The 18,050-nt window shown below is 33.8% G+C and carries 17 protein-coding genes; 9 read left to right on the forward strand and 8 right to left on the reverse strand.

Annotated elements, in window-relative coordinates; genetic code table 11:
• Positions 1–170: 170 nt before the first annotated feature.
• The 7 genes from ychF (at position 171) to G551_RS0101190 (ending at position 9,508) form a co-directional block, all read left to right on the forward strand.
• Positions 171–1,265, forward strand: coding sequence for a redox-regulated ATPase YchF (gene ychF / locus G551_RS0101160; RefSeq protein WP_027883847.1), 1,095 nt, complete (start codon positions 171–173; stop codon positions 1,263–1,265).
• 216 nt (positions 1,266–1,481) lie between these two features.
• On the forward strand, positions 1,482–3,689 hold the full coding sequence (locus G551_RS0101165; protein WP_027883848.1) for a response regulator: 2,208 nt from the start codon (positions 1,482–1,484) through the stop codon (positions 3,687–3,689).
• Between the two features lie 85 nt (positions 3,690–3,774).
• The gene (locus G551_RS0101170) at positions 3,775–5,631 is read left to right on the forward strand and encodes a DNA topoisomerase IV subunit B (protein WP_027883849.1); all 1,857 of its coding nucleotides are present in this window, start codon (positions 3,775–3,777) and stop codon (positions 5,629–5,631) included.
• Positions 5,632–5,634: 3 nt separating this feature from the next.
• Complete coding sequence (locus G551_RS15180) at positions 5,635–6,150, forward strand: hypothetical protein (protein WP_156876729.1); 516 nt, start codon at positions 5,635–5,637, stop codon at positions 6,148–6,150.
• Entirely contained in the window at positions 6,125–8,767 is a 2,643-nt protein-coding gene (locus tag G551_RS0101180; protein WP_027883850.1) for a DNA gyrase/topoisomerase IV subunit A, read from the forward strand. Before G551_RS15180 ends, G551_RS0101180 begins: the two co-directional genes overlap by 26 nt.
• Before the next feature lie 5 nt (positions 8,768–8,772).
• Complete coding sequence (gene mscL, locus G551_RS0101185; protein ID WP_027883851.1) at positions 8,773–9,222, forward strand: large conductance mechanosensitive channel protein MscL; 450 nt, start codon at positions 8,773–8,775, stop codon at positions 9,220–9,222.
• Complete coding sequence (locus G551_RS0101190) at positions 9,215–9,508, forward strand: DUF3861 domain-containing protein (RefSeq protein WP_027883852.1); 294 nt, start codon at positions 9,215–9,217, stop codon at positions 9,506–9,508. Before mscL ends, G551_RS0101190 begins: the two co-directional genes overlap by 8 nt.
• Positions 9,509–9,528: 20 nt before the next feature.
• Here G551_RS0101190 and G551_RS0101195 read toward each other — a convergent pair whose 3' ends face one another.
• Both G551_RS0101195 and G551_RS0101200 read right to left on the reverse strand, forming a co-directional pair.
• Complete coding sequence (locus tag G551_RS0101195; protein ID WP_027883853.1) at positions 9,529–9,903, reverse strand: hypothetical protein; 375 nt, start codon at positions 9,901–9,903, stop codon at positions 9,529–9,531.
• 41 nt (positions 9,904–9,944) lie between these two features.
• Positions 9,945–10,373, reverse strand: coding sequence for a helix-turn-helix domain-containing protein (locus G551_RS0101200; protein ID WP_027883854.1), 429 nt, complete (start codon positions 10,371–10,373; stop codon positions 9,945–9,947).
• A gap of 279 nt (positions 10,374–10,652) precedes the next feature.
• Between G551_RS0101200 and G551_RS15185 the strand changes: the two genes are divergently transcribed.
• Positions 10,653–11,810, forward strand: a complete 1,158-nt coding sequence (locus G551_RS15185) for a M14 family zinc carboxypeptidase (protein ID WP_036243058.1) — start codon at positions 10,653–10,655, stop codon at positions 11,808–11,810.
• A gap of 77 nt (positions 11,811–11,887) precedes the next feature.
• The gene (locus G551_RS0101210; RefSeq protein WP_027883855.1) at positions 11,888–12,370 is read left to right on the forward strand and encodes an Lrp/AsnC family transcriptional regulator; all 483 of its coding nucleotides are present in this window, start codon (positions 11,888–11,890) and stop codon (positions 12,368–12,370) included.
• 76 nt (positions 12,371–12,446) lie between these two features.
• Here G551_RS0101210 and G551_RS0101215 read toward each other — a convergent pair whose 3' ends face one another.
• The 6 genes from G551_RS0101215 to G551_RS0101240 form a co-directional block, all read right to left on the reverse strand.
• Positions 12,447–13,157 carry a YebC/PmpR family DNA-binding transcriptional regulator gene (locus tag G551_RS0101215; RefSeq protein WP_027883856.1) on the reverse strand — a complete coding sequence of 237 codons (711 nt, stop codon included), beginning with the start codon at positions 13,155–13,157 and terminating at the stop codon, positions 12,447–12,449.
• 72 nt (positions 13,158–13,229) lie between these two features.
• Positions 13,230–13,517, reverse strand: coding sequence for a 4a-hydroxytetrahydrobiopterin dehydratase (locus G551_RS0101220; RefSeq protein ID WP_027883857.1), 288 nt, complete (start codon positions 13,515–13,517; stop codon positions 13,230–13,232).
• Positions 13,518–13,596: 79 nt separating this feature from the next.
• Positions 13,597–14,421, reverse strand: coding sequence for a sugar nucleotide-binding protein (locus G551_RS0101225; protein ID WP_027883858.1), 825 nt, complete (start codon positions 14,419–14,421; stop codon positions 13,597–13,599).
• Positions 14,422–14,521: 100 nt separating this feature from the next.
• Complete coding sequence (gcvT, locus tag G551_RS0101230) at positions 14,522–15,604, reverse strand: glycine cleavage system aminomethyltransferase GcvT (RefSeq protein WP_027883859.1); 1,083 nt, start codon at positions 15,602–15,604, stop codon at positions 14,522–14,524.
• Between the two features lie 141 nt (positions 15,605–15,745).
• Positions 15,746–17,038, reverse strand: coding sequence for a threonine synthase (gene thrC, locus G551_RS0101235; RefSeq protein ID WP_027883860.1), 1,293 nt, complete (start codon positions 17,036–17,038; stop codon positions 15,746–15,748).
• Between the two features lie 88 nt (positions 17,039–17,126).
• The gene (locus G551_RS0101240; RefSeq protein WP_027883861.1) at positions 17,127–18,050 is read right to left on the reverse strand and encodes a homoserine kinase; all 924 of its coding nucleotides are present in this window, start codon (positions 18,048–18,050) and stop codon (positions 17,127–17,129) included.

Raw genomic sequence — 18,050 nt, forward strand, 5'->3', positions numbered from 1 at the left:
CAATGTATTTTCTAATTAGTTAATTCAAATTTAAAGCTAGATACTGTTAAAATCTGATAATGGAAAACTAATGTTTAGCTAAACTTTATTAGAAGTGCGGCTTATTTATTTAAAAAGTCTAAAAAAATAAATCAAATTGTATATTTGCGGTCATAAAAATTATAAGCTCAATGAAAGCAGGAATTGTAGGATTACCAAACGTAGGTAAATCAACATTATTTAATTGTTTGTCGAATGCGAAAGCACAAAGTGCAAACTTTCCTTTTTGTACGATCGAACCTAATATTGGAGTGGTAAACGTGCCGGATCCTAGATTACGAAAGTTAGAAGAATTGGTAAATCCCGAGCGCGTTATTCCCGCAACGGTAGAGATCGTGGATATTGCAGGATTGGTAAAAGGAGCAAGTAAAGGAGAAGGTTTAGGAAATCAGTTTTTAGGGAACATTAGAGAAACCGATGCTATTTTACACGTGTTAAGGTGTTTTGATAACGATAATGTAGTCCACGTAGACGGTAGTGTAGATCCTATTCGAGATAAAGATACGATCGATATGGAGCTTCAGTTAAAAGATCTAGAAACTGTAGAAAAGAAACTCGATAAAGTTAAAAGAGCCGCTAAAACCGGAAATAAAGAAGCGCAAAAAGAAGAAGAAACACTTTTAAAACTTAAAGAAGGTTTAGAAGCTGGAGTTTCGGTAAGAGCAATTGAAATTGAAGAAGAAGCTCGTAAAGACTTCGTTAAACCTTTACAGTTTATTACCGATAAACCGGTGATGTATGTTTGTAATGTAGATGAAAACTCTGCTGTTGAAGGTAATAAATATGTAGAGCAAGTTAAAGAAGCGGTAAAAGACGAAAACGCAGAAGTGATCTTTTTAGCAGTAGGAACAGAAGCCGATATTGCAGAATTAGAAGATTATGAAGAGCGTAAAATGTTCTTAAACGATATTGGTTTAGAAGAAGCAGGTTCAGCTAAATTAATTCGTGGCGCTTATAAATTATTAAATCAGCAAACTTATTTTACAGCCGGAGAGAAAGAAGTAAGAGCTTGGACGGTTCACGTGGGAGCAACCGCACCACAAGCCGCCGGAGTTATACATACCGATTTTGAAAAAGGTTTTATTAGAGCTGAAGTAATCGGGTATGACGATTACGTAAGTTTTGGTAGCGAAGCAAAAGTAAAAGAAGCCGGAAAATTAGGGGTTGAAGGAAAAGAATATATCGTGAAAGACGGAGATGTAATGCATTTTAGATTCAACGTTTAATTTTTTTAGAAAACTATAACACGTAAAGCCTATGAATTAGTTTCATAGGCTTTTATTTTTGCTGCAAATTCTAATAAAAGAAATTAGAATTAATTCATCCAACTAAATTAAAATAACTGTTATTGAATTATTTGAGGTGATTACTTAAACAATTGACTATAAAATGTTACTTTGCGCCCTCAAATAGGAAAATAGGCGAAATTTTAAAAATTACTCGTGACGAAACTGTATTTTTTTATTGCTTTTTTAAGTGTAAATCTTCTCTCTTTTGGGCAGTCTACTTCAGTTTCTATAGATTCACTAAATACTTATCTTAACGATGCTTATATTTATGGTGAAAAGTCAGATTACCTAAATGCTATCGTTTCGGGTAAAAAATTACTAGAGTTATCTTATAAACAAAACGATTCTACTTATATCGCAGAAGCCTATTATGTGCTAGGTTATATAGATGAAGTGATTGAAGAATACGAGCAAGCCGAAGAAAAATACAACAAAGCACTTGAAATTATCGAGAAAAAGCAAGATTCTGTTTTTTTGGTAGATATTTATAATGGTTTGGCAAATGTTGCTTCTCTTCAAGGCCGCCGAAAAAAATCTGACACACTTTATCACAAGGCTTTATATATTACAGAATTAATAGAAAATAAATCTGATAGGGATATTATTTTAAATATTTGTTGGAATTATTTAGATGACAATAAATATGAAAAAGTAAAAAAATACCTAGAAACCTTAAGATCTTATCTATTAGAAAATTATGATGAAGATATTAAGAAAAATCAAATTGTTTTCTATAGTGATTTAAATTTTGTTTTAGGTCGCTATTATGGCGAGTCTAAAAACTATGAGTTAGCTCACGAAAATTTAGATTTAGCGATAAGTTTAGCCGAACGTGAAAATTTATACGAAGAGCTAAGTCAGGCTTTAGAATTTAAAGCTAAGTATTTAAGAGAGCAAGAAAGGTTTGAAGAAGCCTTAAATTTTACACAGCGATATATAAAAAGTAAAGAAAAAAAAATAGATGAAGACCTTTTAAAGAAACTTCAAGTAGAACAGGTTAAATACGGTGTAAATGAGTACGAAAGAGCCTTAAAAGCATCAGAAAAAGAAAAAGCATTAGTAGCGTCGATAGCATCTTCTAAAAGTAAATTAAGTTGGCTTTACCTTATATTAAGTGTAATTTTAGGTATTTCTTTAATTGTGATCATTCTAGCTTCTTTCCGAAGAAAAAAATTAATTAAAAGCTTAAATCAAAAAAACAGTCAGCTGGTTCAAGCGCAAAAAGATGCTGAAAAAGCCGCTGAGATCAAATCTAATTTTATCTCGAATATTAGTCACGAACTTCGAACTCCGCTACACGGTGTAATTGGGATTACCTCTTTATTATTAGGCGAGAAAGAAATGTCTAACGGTAATCGAAAGCTTCTTAAATCTTTAAAATTTTCAGGAGATTATCTTTTAGGGCTCATTAATAATGTGCTTTTAATGACGAAGTTAGATAATGGGAAAGTTCAGATAAAACCTCAATTAGTAGTAGTTGAGAATTTAATTAGCGCCATTAAAAGCGGAATCACTTTTTCCGCAGAAAAAAAAGATGTAGAAGTTGATTTTCAAGTTGCTCAAGACGTTCCCGATAAAGTAATTTTAGATACCAATATTGTTTCAGAAATATTGATCAATTTAATTGAAAATGCGATTAAATTTTCAAAAGGAGGAAGGGTTACTACGCACATTCAGGTAAATAAAGATTTTGAAATTACCGATGAAGCCTTAACACTTCGCTTTTCTGTGGAAGATAACGGTAGTGGAATCCCGGAAAATAAAAAAGAAGAAATTTTTAATAAATTCTCACAAGTCGCTTTAGAGCGTGATATGCTAGAAGGAACCGGTATTGGTTTATCGTTGGTTAAAAGCTTATTATTACATTTAGGTACCGATATTCAACTTGAAACTGAAATAGGTAAAGGTTCTAAGTTTTATTTCGATCTTGCTTGTAAACTTATTCCAGATGAAGATGCTAAGCCAACTTTGTTAAAAGAAAACCTGAAGTTTTTATACGCTAACAAAAAAATTTTATTAGTTGAAGATAATCAAATCAATAAAATGGTGGTCGAAAAGTATTTGTCTTCTTACGATATTGAATTAGAAATGATTACCGACGGGAAGTTAGCTTACGAAGCACTTTTAGAGAAAACGTACGATTTAGTATTGTTAGATATAAATATTCCATCGATGAATGGTTATCTAATTTCAGAGAAAGTACGTGCAAAAGGTATTAAAACACCGATTATAGCAGTAACAGCCTCAGAACTTTCAGAAATAGAAGAGAGAGCTTACAAAGCCGGTATCGACGATATAATTATCAAACCATTTCAAAAACAAAAACTTATTCAAACACTATCAGAATTCTTCAATGAATAGTGTACAAGTTTGTTAATTAATTTCCTAAAAAGAAGTTTTATTTTTTGTTAAATGATGCTATCTTAGCCTGACATCCTGAGATTTTATGGCAGAAGAAACAAAGTACACAGAAGATAACATACGTTCTCTCGACTGGAAAGAACACATTAGAATGAGACCCGGAATGTATATTGGTAAACTGGGAGATGGTTCTGGAGCAGACGATGGTATTTATATTCTTCTTAAAGAGGTGCTAGACAACTCTATAGATGAGTTTGTGATGGGTTCTGGTAAAACCATCGAGGTTTCTGTACAAGGGCAAAAAGTAATTGTTCGAGATTACGGTCGTGGTATTCCGCTTGGTAAAGTGGTCGATGTAGTTTCGAAAATGAATACCGGTGGTAAATACGATACGAAAGCTTTTAAAAAGTCTGTTGGATTAAATGGTGTTGGTACCAAAGCAGTAAACGCACTCTCAGCTTATTTTAGAGTAGAATCTACACGAGATGGTAAATCTGCTTCAGCTGAATTTGAAAAAGGAGAACTCACCGACCAAGAGTTCTTAGAGGAAACTTCTCGCCGAAAAGGAACCAAGGTTTCTTTTATTCCCGATGAAAGTATTTTTAAAAACTACAAATACCGTAGTGAATATATTGTAAAAATGCTGAAGAACTATGTGTACCTAAATCCGGGGTTAACCATAGTTTTTAACGGAGAAAAATTTTATTCTGAAGATGGTCTAAAAGATTTACTCTCCGATAGTATTCACGAAGACGACCGTATGTTCCCGATTATTCATTTAAGAGGAAATGATATTGAAGTCGCGATCACCTATAATAGGTCTCAATACAGCGAAGAATATAATTCGTTCGTAAATGGGCAACATACCACACAAGGTGGTACGCATCAAGCGGCATTTCGTGAAGCGATCGTAAAAACAATACGTGAATTTTACGGTAAAAATTACGATCCATCAGATATTCGAAAATCAATCGTTTCTGCCATTAGCATAAAGGTAATGGAACCGGTTTTTGAAAGCCAGACCAAAACCAAATTGGGTTCGACCGATATGGGAGGCAATTTACCCACGGTAAGAACTTATATAGTTGATTTCGTAAAGCGACAGCTAGATAATTATTTACACAGAAATGCAGAAACTGCAGAGAAACTTCAGCGTAAAATCTTACAAGCCGAGCGTGAACGTAAAGACCTTTCCGGTATTCGAAAACTTGCAAGAGAACGAGCGAAAAAAGTAAGTCTTCACAATAAAAAATTACGTGATTGCCGCGTGCATTTGGGCGATGTAAAAAAAGAAAGAAACTTAGAAACGACTTTGTTTATTACCGAGGGAGATTCAGCAAGTGGTAGTATTACCAAATCTCGTGATGTGAATACACAGGCAGTTTTCAGTTTAAAAGGTAAACCCTTAAACAGTTTTGGTTTAAGTAAAAAGATCGTTTATGAGAATGAAGAATTTAATTTACTACAAGCTGCGTTAAATATTGAAGATTCTATTGACGATTTACGTTATAATAATATCGTGATCGCTACCGATGCCGATGTCGACGGGATGCATATTCGATTACTGTTAATCACTTTTTTCTTACAGTTTTTCCCGGAGCTTATAAAAAAAGGACATCTTTATATTTTACAAACACCATTATTCAGGGTTAGAAATAAGAAAGAAACGATTTATTGCTATTCAGAAAAAGAAAAGCAAGACGCTATTAGAAAATTAACCGGTAAACCTGAAATTACTCGATTTAAAGGTTTAGGTGAAATTTCTCCAGATGAATTTAAATATTTTATTGGTGAAGATATTCGTCTAGACCCGGTAATGTTAGATAAAGATACCGGGATAGAAGATTTGCTTACTTTTTATATGGGCAAAAATACCTCAGACAGGCAAGAGTTCATTATCGATAATTTAAGAGTTGAATTAGATGTAATTGAAGCAGAATAGTCAATGAGGTTTAGTAACTACAACACTATTCGGTATGTGCCGTTTTTATACTTTTTTATTATTACAAGTATAATGGTGTTGGGTTATTTAGAATTTAAATTTGAGCAGGAAGATTTGTTTTATGCTGAAGTAATTTACTGGATTTTCTTAGGGGTAATGATCGTACTTTTACTGTACATTTATAACTTCGGAAAAATCTTTGAATACGATAGTGATGGTGAAGCATTATGTTTTAGAAATTCGGGAGCTGTACTTTCAGAAACATTAAATTATAGAGAGAATAAAGCAGAATTTCCGAAGCATAAATTAAAAAAATATAAAATAAGCGATTACTTAATTTTTAAAAAATTAAGTATCTACGTTAAGTCAAATTATTTAGGACAAAAACAAGTTAAAAAAATTGTTTTTGATATTACTTTTGTAAAGCCTAAACGCATCAGTTTAATGAAGGCTTCACTTAATAAAGTTGTAAAAACCAATAGCGAAAAATTACATGAGCGAAGATCAAGAAAACAATAATCAAGAACCTATAGAAGAACATACTAATCAAGAGGTAATTACCAGAATTACCGGGATGTATAAAGACTGGTTTTTAGATTATGCATCTTATGTAATTTTAGAACGTGCCGTTCCTGCGATCGAAGATGGTTTTAAGCCGGTACATCGTAGGATCATGCAGTCTATGAAAGATCTAGACGATGGTCGCTATAATAAAGTTGCTAATATTGTTGGTCACACCATGCAATATCACCCGCACGGTGATGCGAGTATTGGTGATGCGATGGTACAAGTTGGTCAAAAAGAATTATTGATCGATACTCAAGGAAACTGGGGAAATATCTTAACCGGCGATCGCGCAGCAGCACCTCGTTATATTGAAGCTCGACTTTCTAAATTCGCTTTAGAAGTAGTTTATAGTCCAAAAGTAACAGAATGGCAAGCTTCTTACGATGGTAGAAAAAAAGAACCGATCAATTTACCGGTAAAATTCCCGCTACTATTAGCGCAAGGAGCAGAAGGGATTGCAGTTGGTTTGAGTACCAAAATTTTACCACACAACTTTAACGAACTTATCGATGCTTCCATTAAACATCTACAAGGGAAGCGTTTTAAACTAGTACCCGATTTTGCTACGGCTGGTATTATGGATGCCAGTAATTATAACGACGGTTTACGCGGAGGGAAAATTCGAGTGCGAGCAAAAATTAGTCAGCAAGATAAAAATACGCTAGTCATTACAGAAATTCCTTTTAGTACGACCACATCGAGTTTGATCGATTCGGTAATTAAAGCAAACGAAAAAGGAAAGATCAAAGTAAAACACATAGAAGATAACACGGCAGAAAATGTAGAAATCGTTATTCATCTGCCTAACAATATTTCTCCAGATAAAACCATCGATGCACTTTACGCATTTACCAATTGTGAGATTTCGATTTCGCCATTATCGTGTGTAATTATCGACCACAAACCACATTTTATTGGAGTTTCAGAAATACTTCGTTTAAGTACAGATCACACAGTAAAACTACTAAAGAGTGAACTTGAAATTAAATTAGATGAGCTTCAAGAACAATGGCATTTTTCTTCTTTAGAGCGAATTTTTATTGAAAAAAGAATTTACCGTGATATTGAAGAAGAAGAAACCTGGGAAGGTGTAATTAAAGCCATCGACGAAGGTTTAAAACCGCACATTACCCATCTAAAAAGAGCGGTTACCGAAGAAGATATTACAAGACTTACCGAAATTAGAATTAAACGAATTTCAAAATTCGATTTAGATAAAGCCCAACAAAAAATTGAAGCTTTAGAAGATGAGATCGCTCAGGTAAAACATCATCTAGAACATTTGATTGAATTTGCTATTGCTTATTTTGAAAAGCTGAAAAAAGACTACGGTCAAGGTCGTGAGCGTAAAACTGAGATTCGACTTTTTGAAGATATTGAAGCTACCAAAGTAGTGATTAGAAATACCAAACTTTATGTGAATCGTAAAGAAGGCTTTATTGGTACAGCTTTAAAGAAAGACGAATATGTGACCGATTGTAGCGATATCGACGATATTATTTGTTTTATGCAAGACGGTACCATGACGGTCACCAAAGTAGATACCAAAACTTTTGTAGGTAAAAACATTATTCACGTTGCGGTCTTCAAGAAAAAAGATAAAAGAACCATTTATAACTTGATCTATCGAGATGGTTCTAAAGGTAATACATACATTAAACGTTTTGCGGTCACTTCAATTACACGTGACCGAGAATACAGTATCGGTAAAGGTGAAAAAGGAACCAAAGTATTCTATTTCTCTGCAAACCCTAATGGTGAAGCAGAAAAAGTCACTGTTTATTTACGACAAATAGGAAGTATTAAAAAACTGAAATTCGAAGTAGATTTTGCCGATCAATTGATTAAAGGTCGCGGAGCTAAAGGAAATATTGTTTCTAAGCATCCTGTGAAAAAAGTTGAATTAAAAGAAGAAGGAGTTTCTACCTTAAAACCTAGAAAAATTTGGTTCGACGATGTTGTGCAGCGTTTAAATGTAGATGGTAGAGGAGATCTACTGGGTGAATTTAAAGGGGAAGATCGAATTTTGTTAGTCACTCAAGACGGAATCGTAAAAACCATCATTCCAGAATTAACCACACGTTTTGATGAAAACTATGTGTTAATGGAAAAATGGAATCCTAAACAACCCATTTCTGCGGTGTATTGGGAAGGTGAGCGTGAGCGTTACTATGTAAAAAGATTCTTGGTAGAACATCCAGATAAAGAAGAAGTAATTATTACCGATCATCCTAAATCGCAATTAGAGTTAATTACGACAGATTCAATTCCGGTTTTAGAGATTGTTTACCGTAAACAGCGCAATAAAGAGCAAAAACCAAACGAAGAGGTGAATTTGGAAGAATTTATTTCAGTGAAAGGTATAAAAGCGCAAGGTAACCAGTTAACGACAGAAAAAGTTACACAGCTTAATCTTTTAGAACCTATAATTCCTGAAGTTGCCGATCCTGAAGAAGAGGAAGAAGAATCTCACAACGAAGAAACAACTTCAACTTCAGAAGAAAAAGAGCACAATAATTCTTCAGAAGAAAATAAAAATTCTGAAAGTCAAGGTTCGTTATTCGACTAAAATTTATGAGTAAGTTTTTTAAAGAATTTAAAGAGTTTGCCATCAAGGGTAATATGATCGATATTGCTGTTGGGGTAATTATTGGTGCGGCATTTAATAAAGTGATCGATACGTTGGTCAAAAAGATCATTATGCCACCAATTTCTTTGTTAACCGACGATTTTAATTTTGAAAGTAAAAAATTAGTACTTCGCGAAGCTGTCTTAGAAAATGAAAAAGTAATTAAAGAAGAAGTTTTTATAGGTTATGGTGAGTTAATTACTGTACTTATCAACTTCTTTATCATCGCTTGGTGCGTTTTTTTAGTGGTTAAAATCTCTAATCGTTTACGTATAAAAGCAGAAGACACCAAAAACAAAAAAGTAACCACACCAAAAGATATCGAGCTTTTAGCAGATCTAAAAGAGATTATGCAGGAGCAAAATGAATTGCTAAGAAAAAGAAATAATGGCTAAGAAAAATAATAAATACCAACTTACTTTAGAACAAGTTTCTGTAAAAGATGAAAGTCTAAAGCAAGAACAACCCGTAAGTTTTGAGTTTGAAAATCACGATGAAATTTTCCAGATCATTAACAAAGTAGAAGAGAAGCAATTATTTGATAATAAAAGCGATGCCAAAGAGTTTGCGGTCGGTTTAAAACTATTTAGTGAAGTAATGCTTCGCAACAGAAAACATCCTTTATTTGAAGAGTTTTCGCCAGCGTTTGCGAAATTTATGAAAAAGCTAAAGAGCAGTTAATACTGCTCTTTTTTATAAGCTTATTTTACCTTTCTAACCGTTCCTTTTTGTTTTCGGTCTTCACCCACGACAGAAAACTCAAATGTATAAGAATCGCCATCGGTGGTTAAAATCTTCATATGTAAAGGCTTTTCTTCAGCCATATTTTTCGGATTCAAATTCGTTAAGATATATTCACAATCGTTGATCCAACGTATCGAAGAAGAATCTACCTCGTTTCTAAAATAATCTATTTCTAAAGAGTCATTTCGCACAAAAGTGGTTTTCACCATTTCGCCTTCCAAATAAGATTCAAATTCAAAAGTGCCTGTTTTAAATTTTGCACAATTGCGCTCCGGTGTATAACAACTTACCAAAAATAAAGAAGCGACGACTCCAATAATTAAGCTTTTCATTAACCAATAAATTTTAGGCAAAAATAAGATATAAAACAGACTTAATTCTCAAAAGCATCAAAACTTCCGTCTTCGTAAAAAATTACAATTTTCTGAATTTTTTTCTTCGATGAAGTAGGTTGGATTGCTTCTGAAAAATTTTTAGTAGCAGAAGAATTAGATTTTTCTATGGAAGGTTGAATTGGTTTTTGGGTTGAATTATTTTCGACTTCAATAGAAGATGGAGTAGAAGTTTCGGTATTACTTTTTGGAAATATTCCTTTTCCGTTCAACAACCAATATAATTCAACTTCTTGAAATTGCTCGACGATTTTGAGTACAAAATCTAAGCTGGGTTTATTTCTTCCCGATAAAATATGCGAGATAGAAGAGCGGCCAACATTAATCTTATCGGCAAATCCTGCAGCCGATAACTCATAATATTGCATCACTTTTTCAAGACGCTTGGCAAATTCTTTACTGTTTACCATTGTAAATTAATATGGTTCAAAATCATTTATACAAATGTAAACATCTTCTTGTAAACAGACAAATAAATGATTGAATATCAATTTTAAACCTAAACTTTAAGTTTAGATAAATATTATTAAATATCTAAAAATAAATAATTTATGTATTAAAATATAAAGATTTGGAGTTTTTCCCATACAATCTTCCACATACTTTAGAAAGTAGTTTACAATAATAAACATTGAAGTGAAAATAAATGTTTACAAATGTAAAATATAGATTGTTTACTTTTGTAAACTATGGAAGCACAACAATTACTTAACAACTATTCAGCATTCAAAGTTGAAGAGATCAAAGGGCGTTATTTGTCTTATGAAATGATTGTCGATTACCTTAAAAATTTGCCGGCATATTTCAATTTAAAAATCGAAGGAACATCGGTTTTAAGTGAAAACATCTATTCTATTGAATTTGGAAATGGTCCAAAAAAGATATTGATGTGGTCACAAATGCATGGCAACGAATCGACCACCACGAAAGCCGTTTTAGATTTATTAGAATATATAGTCACCGATCAAAATGATGATTTTAAAAATTCGGTTTTAGAATTTTGTACGATCAAGATTATTTTGGTGCTCAATCCTGACGGACTCAAAAACTACACGCGAGTTAACGCAAAAGAAGTCGATTTAAATCGAGACTCCTCTAACCAAACGCAACCCGAAAGTCAACTACTTCGTAAAGTGTTTGATGAGTTTCAACCGGAATATGCATTTAACTTGCACGATCAACGCACGATCTTTAGCGCAGGAAAGCAAAATAAGCCCGCTACCGTTTCTTTTTTGGCTCCGGCGTATAACGAAGCTAGAGAAGTAAATAAGGTACGAAAAAAGGCAATGCAAATAATTATAGCGATGAATAATTATTTACAAACGGTAATTCCTGGTCAGGTAGGTCGTTACGATGATAGTTTTAATATAAACTGTGTGGGCGATTATTTTCAGAATAGGGGAGCGAGTACCATTTTATTTGAAGCAGGTCACTTTGCTAACGATTATGATCGGGAAGAAACCAGAAAATATATTTTCTTATCGCTTTATTATGGTTTGGTAGAAATTATTACTTCAGACTATAAAAATCAAAATATTTCAGATTATGATAAAATTCCTGAAAATGAAAAGTTGTTTTACGACATTATCATTAAAAATGCAGAAGTAAATGGAGTAATAAAAGATGTCGCTATACAGTATGAAGAAAACTTGCGTAGCAATCGATTGCACTGGATTCCTAAGCTTCAAGGAGTTGGCGATTTTGAGGAATTTTTTGCGCATAATACGGTGAATGCTAAAAATAAGATTTTACGAATAAATGGTGTTAAAAACTTCGAAAACGAAACTTATATTGAAGAAATAAGCTTAAATAATGAGATTTTTTCAATAAAATTAACAAATTCTTAAAGCCTAAATTCGGATAATGCAAATTTTTGTCTTAATTTTGGCGTTTGAATTAGACGAATTACAATTAAACTATCAAAATGGCAAGATTTAGATTAGACGAAGTAGATCACCAAATTCTGGATATCTTAATAGATAATACCAGAACTCCTTTTACAGATATCGCTAAAAAACTTAGCATTTCTGCAGGAACGGTACACGTAAGAGTGAAAAAAATGGAAGAAGCAGGAATTATTATTGGTTCTTCTTTAACCTTAGATTATAAAAAATTAGGTTATGCATTTATTGCATATGTAGGGGTGTATTTAAATAAAACTTCTCAAACAAAATTTGTTTTAGAGCGTATTAACGAGATTCCGTTTGTTACGGTAGCACACGTTACTACCGGGAAATTTAATGTATTTTGTAAAGTAAGAGCAAAAAATACCGAGCACGCAAAACAAATTATCTTTTTATTAGACGATATTGAGGGAGTTTACCGAACAGAAACGATGATCTCGATGGAAGAAAGCTTAAATGATAAAAAACGATTAATGCATTCTATTTTTAATGAAATGGCATAATTGATTCTTATATTTCAAAAAAAAGGAGCTATTTTAAAATAGCTCCTTTTTTTTATATTTAAATATGGAATAAAAATTACTCTTCCATCGTGTGATATACGTTTTGTACATCATCATCTTCTTCAATTTTTTCAATAAGCTTTTCTACATCTGCAACTTCTTCTTCAGAAAGCTTTTTGGTAGTAGTTGGTATTCTTTCGAAACCTGAAGAAAGTATTTCTATATTACGATCTTCTAATTCTTTTTGAATGGCTCCAAAACTTTCGAAAGGGGCGTAGATTAAAATTCCGTCTTCATCTTCAAAAACTTCTTCGGCTCCAAAATCGATAAACTCCAGTTCTAATTCTTCCGCATCGATTCCTTCTGCATTTATTCTAAAATTACAAGTGTGGTCGAACATAAATTCAACAGAACCAGAGGTTCCTAAGTTCCCGTTGCATTTGTTAAAATAAGAGCGAATATTGGCTACGGTTCTGGTATTGTTATCGGTAGCAGTTTCAACTAAAATGGCAATTCCGTGTGGTGCATAACCTTCAAAAAGTACTTCTTTATAATCTCCTTGGTTTTTGTCGCTCGCTCGTTTAATGGCACGCTCGATATTATCTTTTGGCATATTTACAGATTTTGCATTCTGTATAACTGCTCTTAAACGTGCATTAGCATCTGGATCGGGACCGCCTTCTTTAACGGCCATTACAATATCTTTTCCTATTCTAGTAAAGGCTTTAGACATTGCTGCCCACCTTTTCATTTTTCTGGCTTTACGGAATTCAAAAGCTCTTCCCATGTTATTCTCGTTAAATTATCGTGCTCGCAAATTTAATAAAATCTAAAAATTCTAAGGTGTTTTCGCTAAAAATTAGTCAGCCTCAATAATAGATTCAATGGTTTCTGCCATTTTGAAGTCTTTTTCTGTAACGCCGCCGGCATCGTGGGTAGAAAGGGTAATACTTAAGGTGTTATAAACATTTGTCCACTCCGGGTGATGTTGTTGCGCTTCCGCTTCAAAAGCAATTCGCGTCATAATACTGAAGGTTTCTTTAAAGTTCTCAAATTCAAATTTGGTCTGAATAGAATTCTCTTCATATTGCCAACCTTCTAATTTCTCTAATCGTTGATTAATTTCAGCTTCACTTAATTTTTTCATCACTACTATTTTTTGTTGAATTTATAAATTTTGAAATTGAATTCTGGCTGAAGAAACTAAATTTAGTACAAGCTTAACATCACGAAACCAGCGTATCTTTTACCACATCTTGAATGGTGATCTGAAGATTTTTAGGCAGTAAATTATCTTTGGGTAATAAGGCTAAAAAACGATCTTCATTAGAATCGTAAACACTTTTAAATAACGGATTCTCAAGCTGAAGTTGCTTACAAATTTCGTCGATCAAATCGATATGATGTACTAAATCTGTGCTTCCTAAATGAAAAACTCCTTGTAAATCGCGATTAATGATGTAATGTAATTGTTGCGTAAATTTAGAAATACTCGTGGCATTGGTCACCACATTCGGGAAAACCTCGATCGCTTCATGCAGGTCGTGTAAAATTTTTAATTCTTCAATTCTGGGAGATTTGGCGCCGTAAACCATCGGTAAACGAGCAATCACATATTTTTCGTTGGGCAAACGAAGTAAAGCGTTTTCAATTTTTATTTTGAATTTACCATAAACACTTAACGAAAGCGTTTTGTCGTATTCGTAAGAAGGGTAATTGGTAAACGCGTCAAACACATTGGCAGACGATAAAAAAATGAGTTTAGTATCGTGGGTGAGAATATAATTTATAGCTTCAAAATGAGCGTAAATCTGTGCTTCAAATTCGCCACGCATAGCTGAAATAATGAGATCGGGCTTTAAAGTTTTTAATAAAATTTCTAAAGATTCTGTCTCTGCATCCCATTGATGAAATTTTCGATTTTTATCGAAGAAATCATTTTCTGTTCTGTAAGTGGCGTGCACATTAAAATAGGGCAGGAGCTCTTTGTAAAGGGCATTTCCTAGAAAGCCGCTTCCGCCTAAAATTAATATTTTTTTTGAATTTTTGATAAACTTGGGGTTTGTACTATAAACGGTAAAAAAAGAAAAACTAGTGCTAAAAACAGAATAAAATTGCCTTCAACACTAGTTAAAATTTATTTTCGAAAAATTATCCTTTGTAAAATGGCGGTTTAACCACTTTTGCCGGAATTGTTTTCTTTCTAATTTGAATAAAAATTTCGGTTTCAGGTTTACTGAATTCAGTTTTTACATAACCTAAACCAATTGCTTTTCCGGTTGAAGGTGATTGCGTACCAGAAGTAACTACACCAATTTCATTTCCTTCGGCATCGGCAATTACATAATCTTTACGAGGAATACCACGTTCAGTTAATTCGAAACCGACCAATTTACGTTTTGGTCCTTCTTCTTTTTGCTTCTTTAAATTTTCTGAATTTATAAAGTCTTTCGTGAATTTAGTGATCCATCCTAATCCGGCTTCAATAGGAGAAGTGGTATCGTCAATATCGTTACCATATAAACAGAATCCCATTTCTAAGCGAAGCGTATCACGAGCTGCAAGACCGATTGGTTTAATCCCGAAATCTGCTCCGGCTTCTAATACTTTTTTCCAAACCTGTTCAGCAAATTCGTTTTTCACATAAATTTCGAATCCGCCACTTCCGGTATAACCTGTGGCTGAAATAATTGTATGTGCAGCACCGGCAAAATCTCCAATTTTAAAATTGTAGAATTTTATTTCAGCTAAATCTATATCGGTAAGCGCTTGCATAGCTTCTACCGCTTTTGGACCTTGAATCGCCAATAAAGAATAATCGTCTGAAACATCTTTTAAATCGGCACCCATAGTGTTATGTTGTGAGATCCAATTCCAATCTTTATCGATGTTTGAAGCATTTACAACTAGTAAATACTTTTCTTCATTCATTCGATAAATAATTAAATCGTCAACAATACCGCCGTCTGCGTTAGGCATACACGTATATTGTGCTTTCCCGTCGATAAGTTTAGCAGCATCGTTAGACGATATTTTTTGAATAAGATTTAAAGCTTCTGGCCCAGAAACTAAAAATTCTCCCATATGTGAAACGTCGAAAACACCAAGTTTTTCACGAACCGTTTCGTGTTCAATATTTACTCCTTCGTAAGAAACCGGCATATTATAGCCCGCAAACGGAACCATTTTAGCACCAAGCTCTTCGTGTATATGTGTAAGTTGCGTATTCTTCATGACCGCGTCTTTTTGATTTTTGGCAAAATTATCAAAAAATAAAGAGTAGCGATAAGAAGTTTTAAAATAATATTAATAATAGATAGATTTATTATGAAATCTTCAAATCACTATCACTTGCCATTTTTTATGGCTAACAAATTATTTTTTTAAAAATAATTTTAATTCATCGTAATTTTTTATTTTAATACTCTGTTTGTTATTTATTACTAATTCTTTGATTTGTTGCGGAATAGCTATTTTAGTTGAAAGTGTTTCTTCAACAGTTTCTAAAAACTTTACGGGATGAGCTGTTTCTAGAAATATACCCAAAGCATCGGGAAATTCTTCTTTTATCTTTTGCCAACCTAAATAACCCACGGCACCGTGAGGATCTGTAATGTAATTAGTTTTTGTATAAATTTCTTTCATCGCCTTTTTAGTTTCGTCATCACTAAAACTAAAAGAAGTAAAAGTTTCTTTTAAAGCTTCAGTATCATTGCTGTAGAGTTGCTGAATTCTTACAAAATTGCTAGGATCGCCAACATCCATCGCATTAGAAATGGTTGCTGTGGAAGGCTTTGCTGAATAAGTTCCTGTTTTTAAAAACTGCGGAACAGTATCGTTCAAATTGGTTGCGGCCACGAAAAACTCAATTGGTAAACCTAGACTTTTAGCCAGCATTCCTGCACAAATATTTCCGAAATTTCCACTGGGAACCGAGAACACTAATTTTTTATGTAAGGGTTTTAATTCTTTATACGCAAAGAAATAATAGAACATTTGTGGTAACCAACGCGCAACATTTATAGAGTTGGCTGAAGTTAAATTTAACGTACTCAATTCTTCATCTAAAAAAGCTTGTTTTACCATTGCCTGGCAATCGTCAAACGTCCCATCAACTTCTAAAGCGGTAATATTTTGACCTAAAGTGGTAAGTTGTTTTTCTTGAATTTCAGATACTTTCCCGCTTGGGTAGAGAATAATTACTTCAACACCTTCCACACCTAAAAAACCGTGAGCAACTGCGCCACCGGTATCGCCGGAAGTAGCTACCAACACCCGAATTTTCTGATCTTTTTTATTTCTATTGAAATAACCTAAACAACGCGCCATAAACCGTGCGCCAACATCTTTAAAAGCCATCGTGGGGCCGTGAAAAAGTTCTAAAGAATAAGTTCGTTCATCCAATTTTACTAACGGAAAATCAAAGTTTAAAGTTTCTGCTATAATTTTGCGGAGTTCTTTCTTCGGAATTGATTTGTTCACGAACTGTCGAATTACTTCATAAGCAATTTGTTCGTTACTCATAAACTCAATGGTTTCTAGCATTAATTTATCGAGCGGAATTAAACTTTCCGGGAAATATAAGCCTTTGTCGGGCGCAATTCCGTTAACCGTGGCTTCTTCAAAATTTACGGTTGGTGCTTTATGATTTAAACTGAAATAATTCATTTTGTATAGTTTTTTGATTTTAGAGATTCGTCATCCCGGACTTTATACGGGATCTCATCCTGCTATTGATTTTAAAATAGTTCTTCATCTAAAGAATTTTTATCCCATCTCGATTAATTTTAGAAACGTGAATATCATAGGCTACTTCAAATTTACGATAAACCTCTGCCATCGCAGCAGCGATTTGATTTGCGGTGGCTTCATCTTTACTCAGTGCAAAAATGGAAGGGCCGGAGCCGGAAATTCCGCTGCCTAAAGCTCCGTTTTTCAGTGCAGTTGCTTTAACTTCATTAAAACCGGGAATAAGCACGCTTCGCAAGGGTTCGACTATTTCATCGTGTAAACATCTCGCTAACAATTCATAATCACTCGTATATAAAGCACTAATTAAACCGGCCAAATTTCCCCATTGGGTAATCGCGTTTTTTAAGGAAACAGAATGTTTTAAAACCGAACGCGCATCGGCAGTTTTCACTTCTAACTGCGGATGAATCACCGTTCCTATTAATTGTTCAGGCACCGGAAGTTTTATCACATCAAGCGGATCATAACTTCTTACGAGCGTAAAACCGCCCAAAAGGGCAGGAGCAACATTATCGGCGTGTAAAGCGCCACTAGCTAATAATTCACCTTGCATTGCAAACGGAATCAATTCTTTTGCTGAAAAAGGTTCATCGAGTAATTGATTAATACCGAAAACCGCTCCGGCTGCACTCGCAGCGCTACTCCCGATCCCGCTACCGGGTTTGATTTTTTTATAGATTTCAATTTCGAAACCTGCTTTTAGTTCTTTTAGATCATTTAATAAAGCTAAACCGGCAACTCCGGCAACATTTTTTTCAGTTTCTAATGGTAAATCCTGACCAACAATTTTAGTGATTTGTATACCCGGAGTTTTCGATTTTCTAATGATCATCTCATCACCGGGTTGTTCTAAACAAAGTCCGAGAACATCGAAACCACAAGAAACATTGGCAATGGTAGCCGGGCAAAATAGTTTAATTTCTTCCAT

Origin of the sequence: Mesonia mobilis DSM 19841, assembly GCF_000423405.1 — a bacterium.
GTDB classification, from domain to species: Bacteria; Bacteroidota; Bacteroidia; order Flavobacteriales; family Flavobacteriaceae; genus Mesonia; species Mesonia mobilis.

Coding starts and splice junctions, on each gene's coding strand:
- ychF (WP_027883847.1), top strand. CDS start 171: ATGAAAGCAGGAATTGTAGGATTACCAAACGTAGGTAAATCAACATTA.
- G551_RS0101170 (WP_027883849.1), top strand. CDS start 3,775: ATGGCAGAAGAAACAAAGTACACAGAAGATAACATACGTTCTCTCGAC.
- G551_RS15180 (WP_156876729.1), top strand. CDS start 5,635: ATGAGGTTTAGTAACTACAACACTATTCGGTATGTGCCGTTTTTATAC.
- G551_RS0101180 (WP_027883850.1), top strand. CDS start 6,125: ATGAGCGAAGATCAAGAAAACAATAATCAAGAACCTATAGAAGAACAT.
- mscL (WP_027883851.1), top strand. CDS start 8,773: ATGAGTAAGTTTTTTAAAGAATTTAAAGAGTTTGCCATCAAGGGTAAT.
- G551_RS0101190 (WP_027883852.1), top strand. CDS start 9,215: ATGGCTAAGAAAAATAATAAATACCAACTTACTTTAGAACAAGTTTCT.
- G551_RS0101195 (WP_027883853.1), bottom strand. CDS start 9,903: ATGAAAAGCTTAATTATTGGAGTCGTCGCTTCTTTATTTTTGGTAAGT.
- G551_RS0101200 (WP_027883854.1), bottom strand. CDS start 10,373: ATGGTAAACAGTAAAGAATTTGCCAAGCGTCTTGAAAAAGTGATGCAA.
- G551_RS15185 (WP_036243058.1), top strand. CDS start 10,653: ATGGAAGCACAACAATTACTTAACAACTATTCAGCATTCAAAGTTGAA.
- G551_RS0101210 (WP_027883855.1), top strand. CDS start 11,888: ATGGCAAGATTTAGATTAGACGAAGTAGATCACCAAATTCTGGATATC.
- G551_RS0101215 (WP_027883856.1), bottom strand. CDS start 13,157: ATGGGAAGAGCTTTTGAATTCCGTAAAGCCAGAAAAATGAAAAGGTGG.
- G551_RS0101220 (WP_027883857.1), bottom strand. CDS start 13,517: ATGAAAAAATTAAGTGAAGCTGAAATTAATCAACGATTAGAGAAATTA.
- gcvT (WP_027883859.1), bottom strand. CDS start 15,604: ATGAAGAATACGCAACTTACACATATACACGAAGAGCTTGGTGCTAAA.
- thrC (WP_027883860.1), bottom strand. CDS start 17,038: ATGAATTATTTCAGTTTAAATCATAAAGCACCAACCGTAAATTTTGAA.
- G551_RS0101240 (WP_027883861.1), bottom strand. CDS start 18,050: ATGGAAGAAATTAAACTATTTTGCCCGGCTACCATTGCCAATGTTTCT.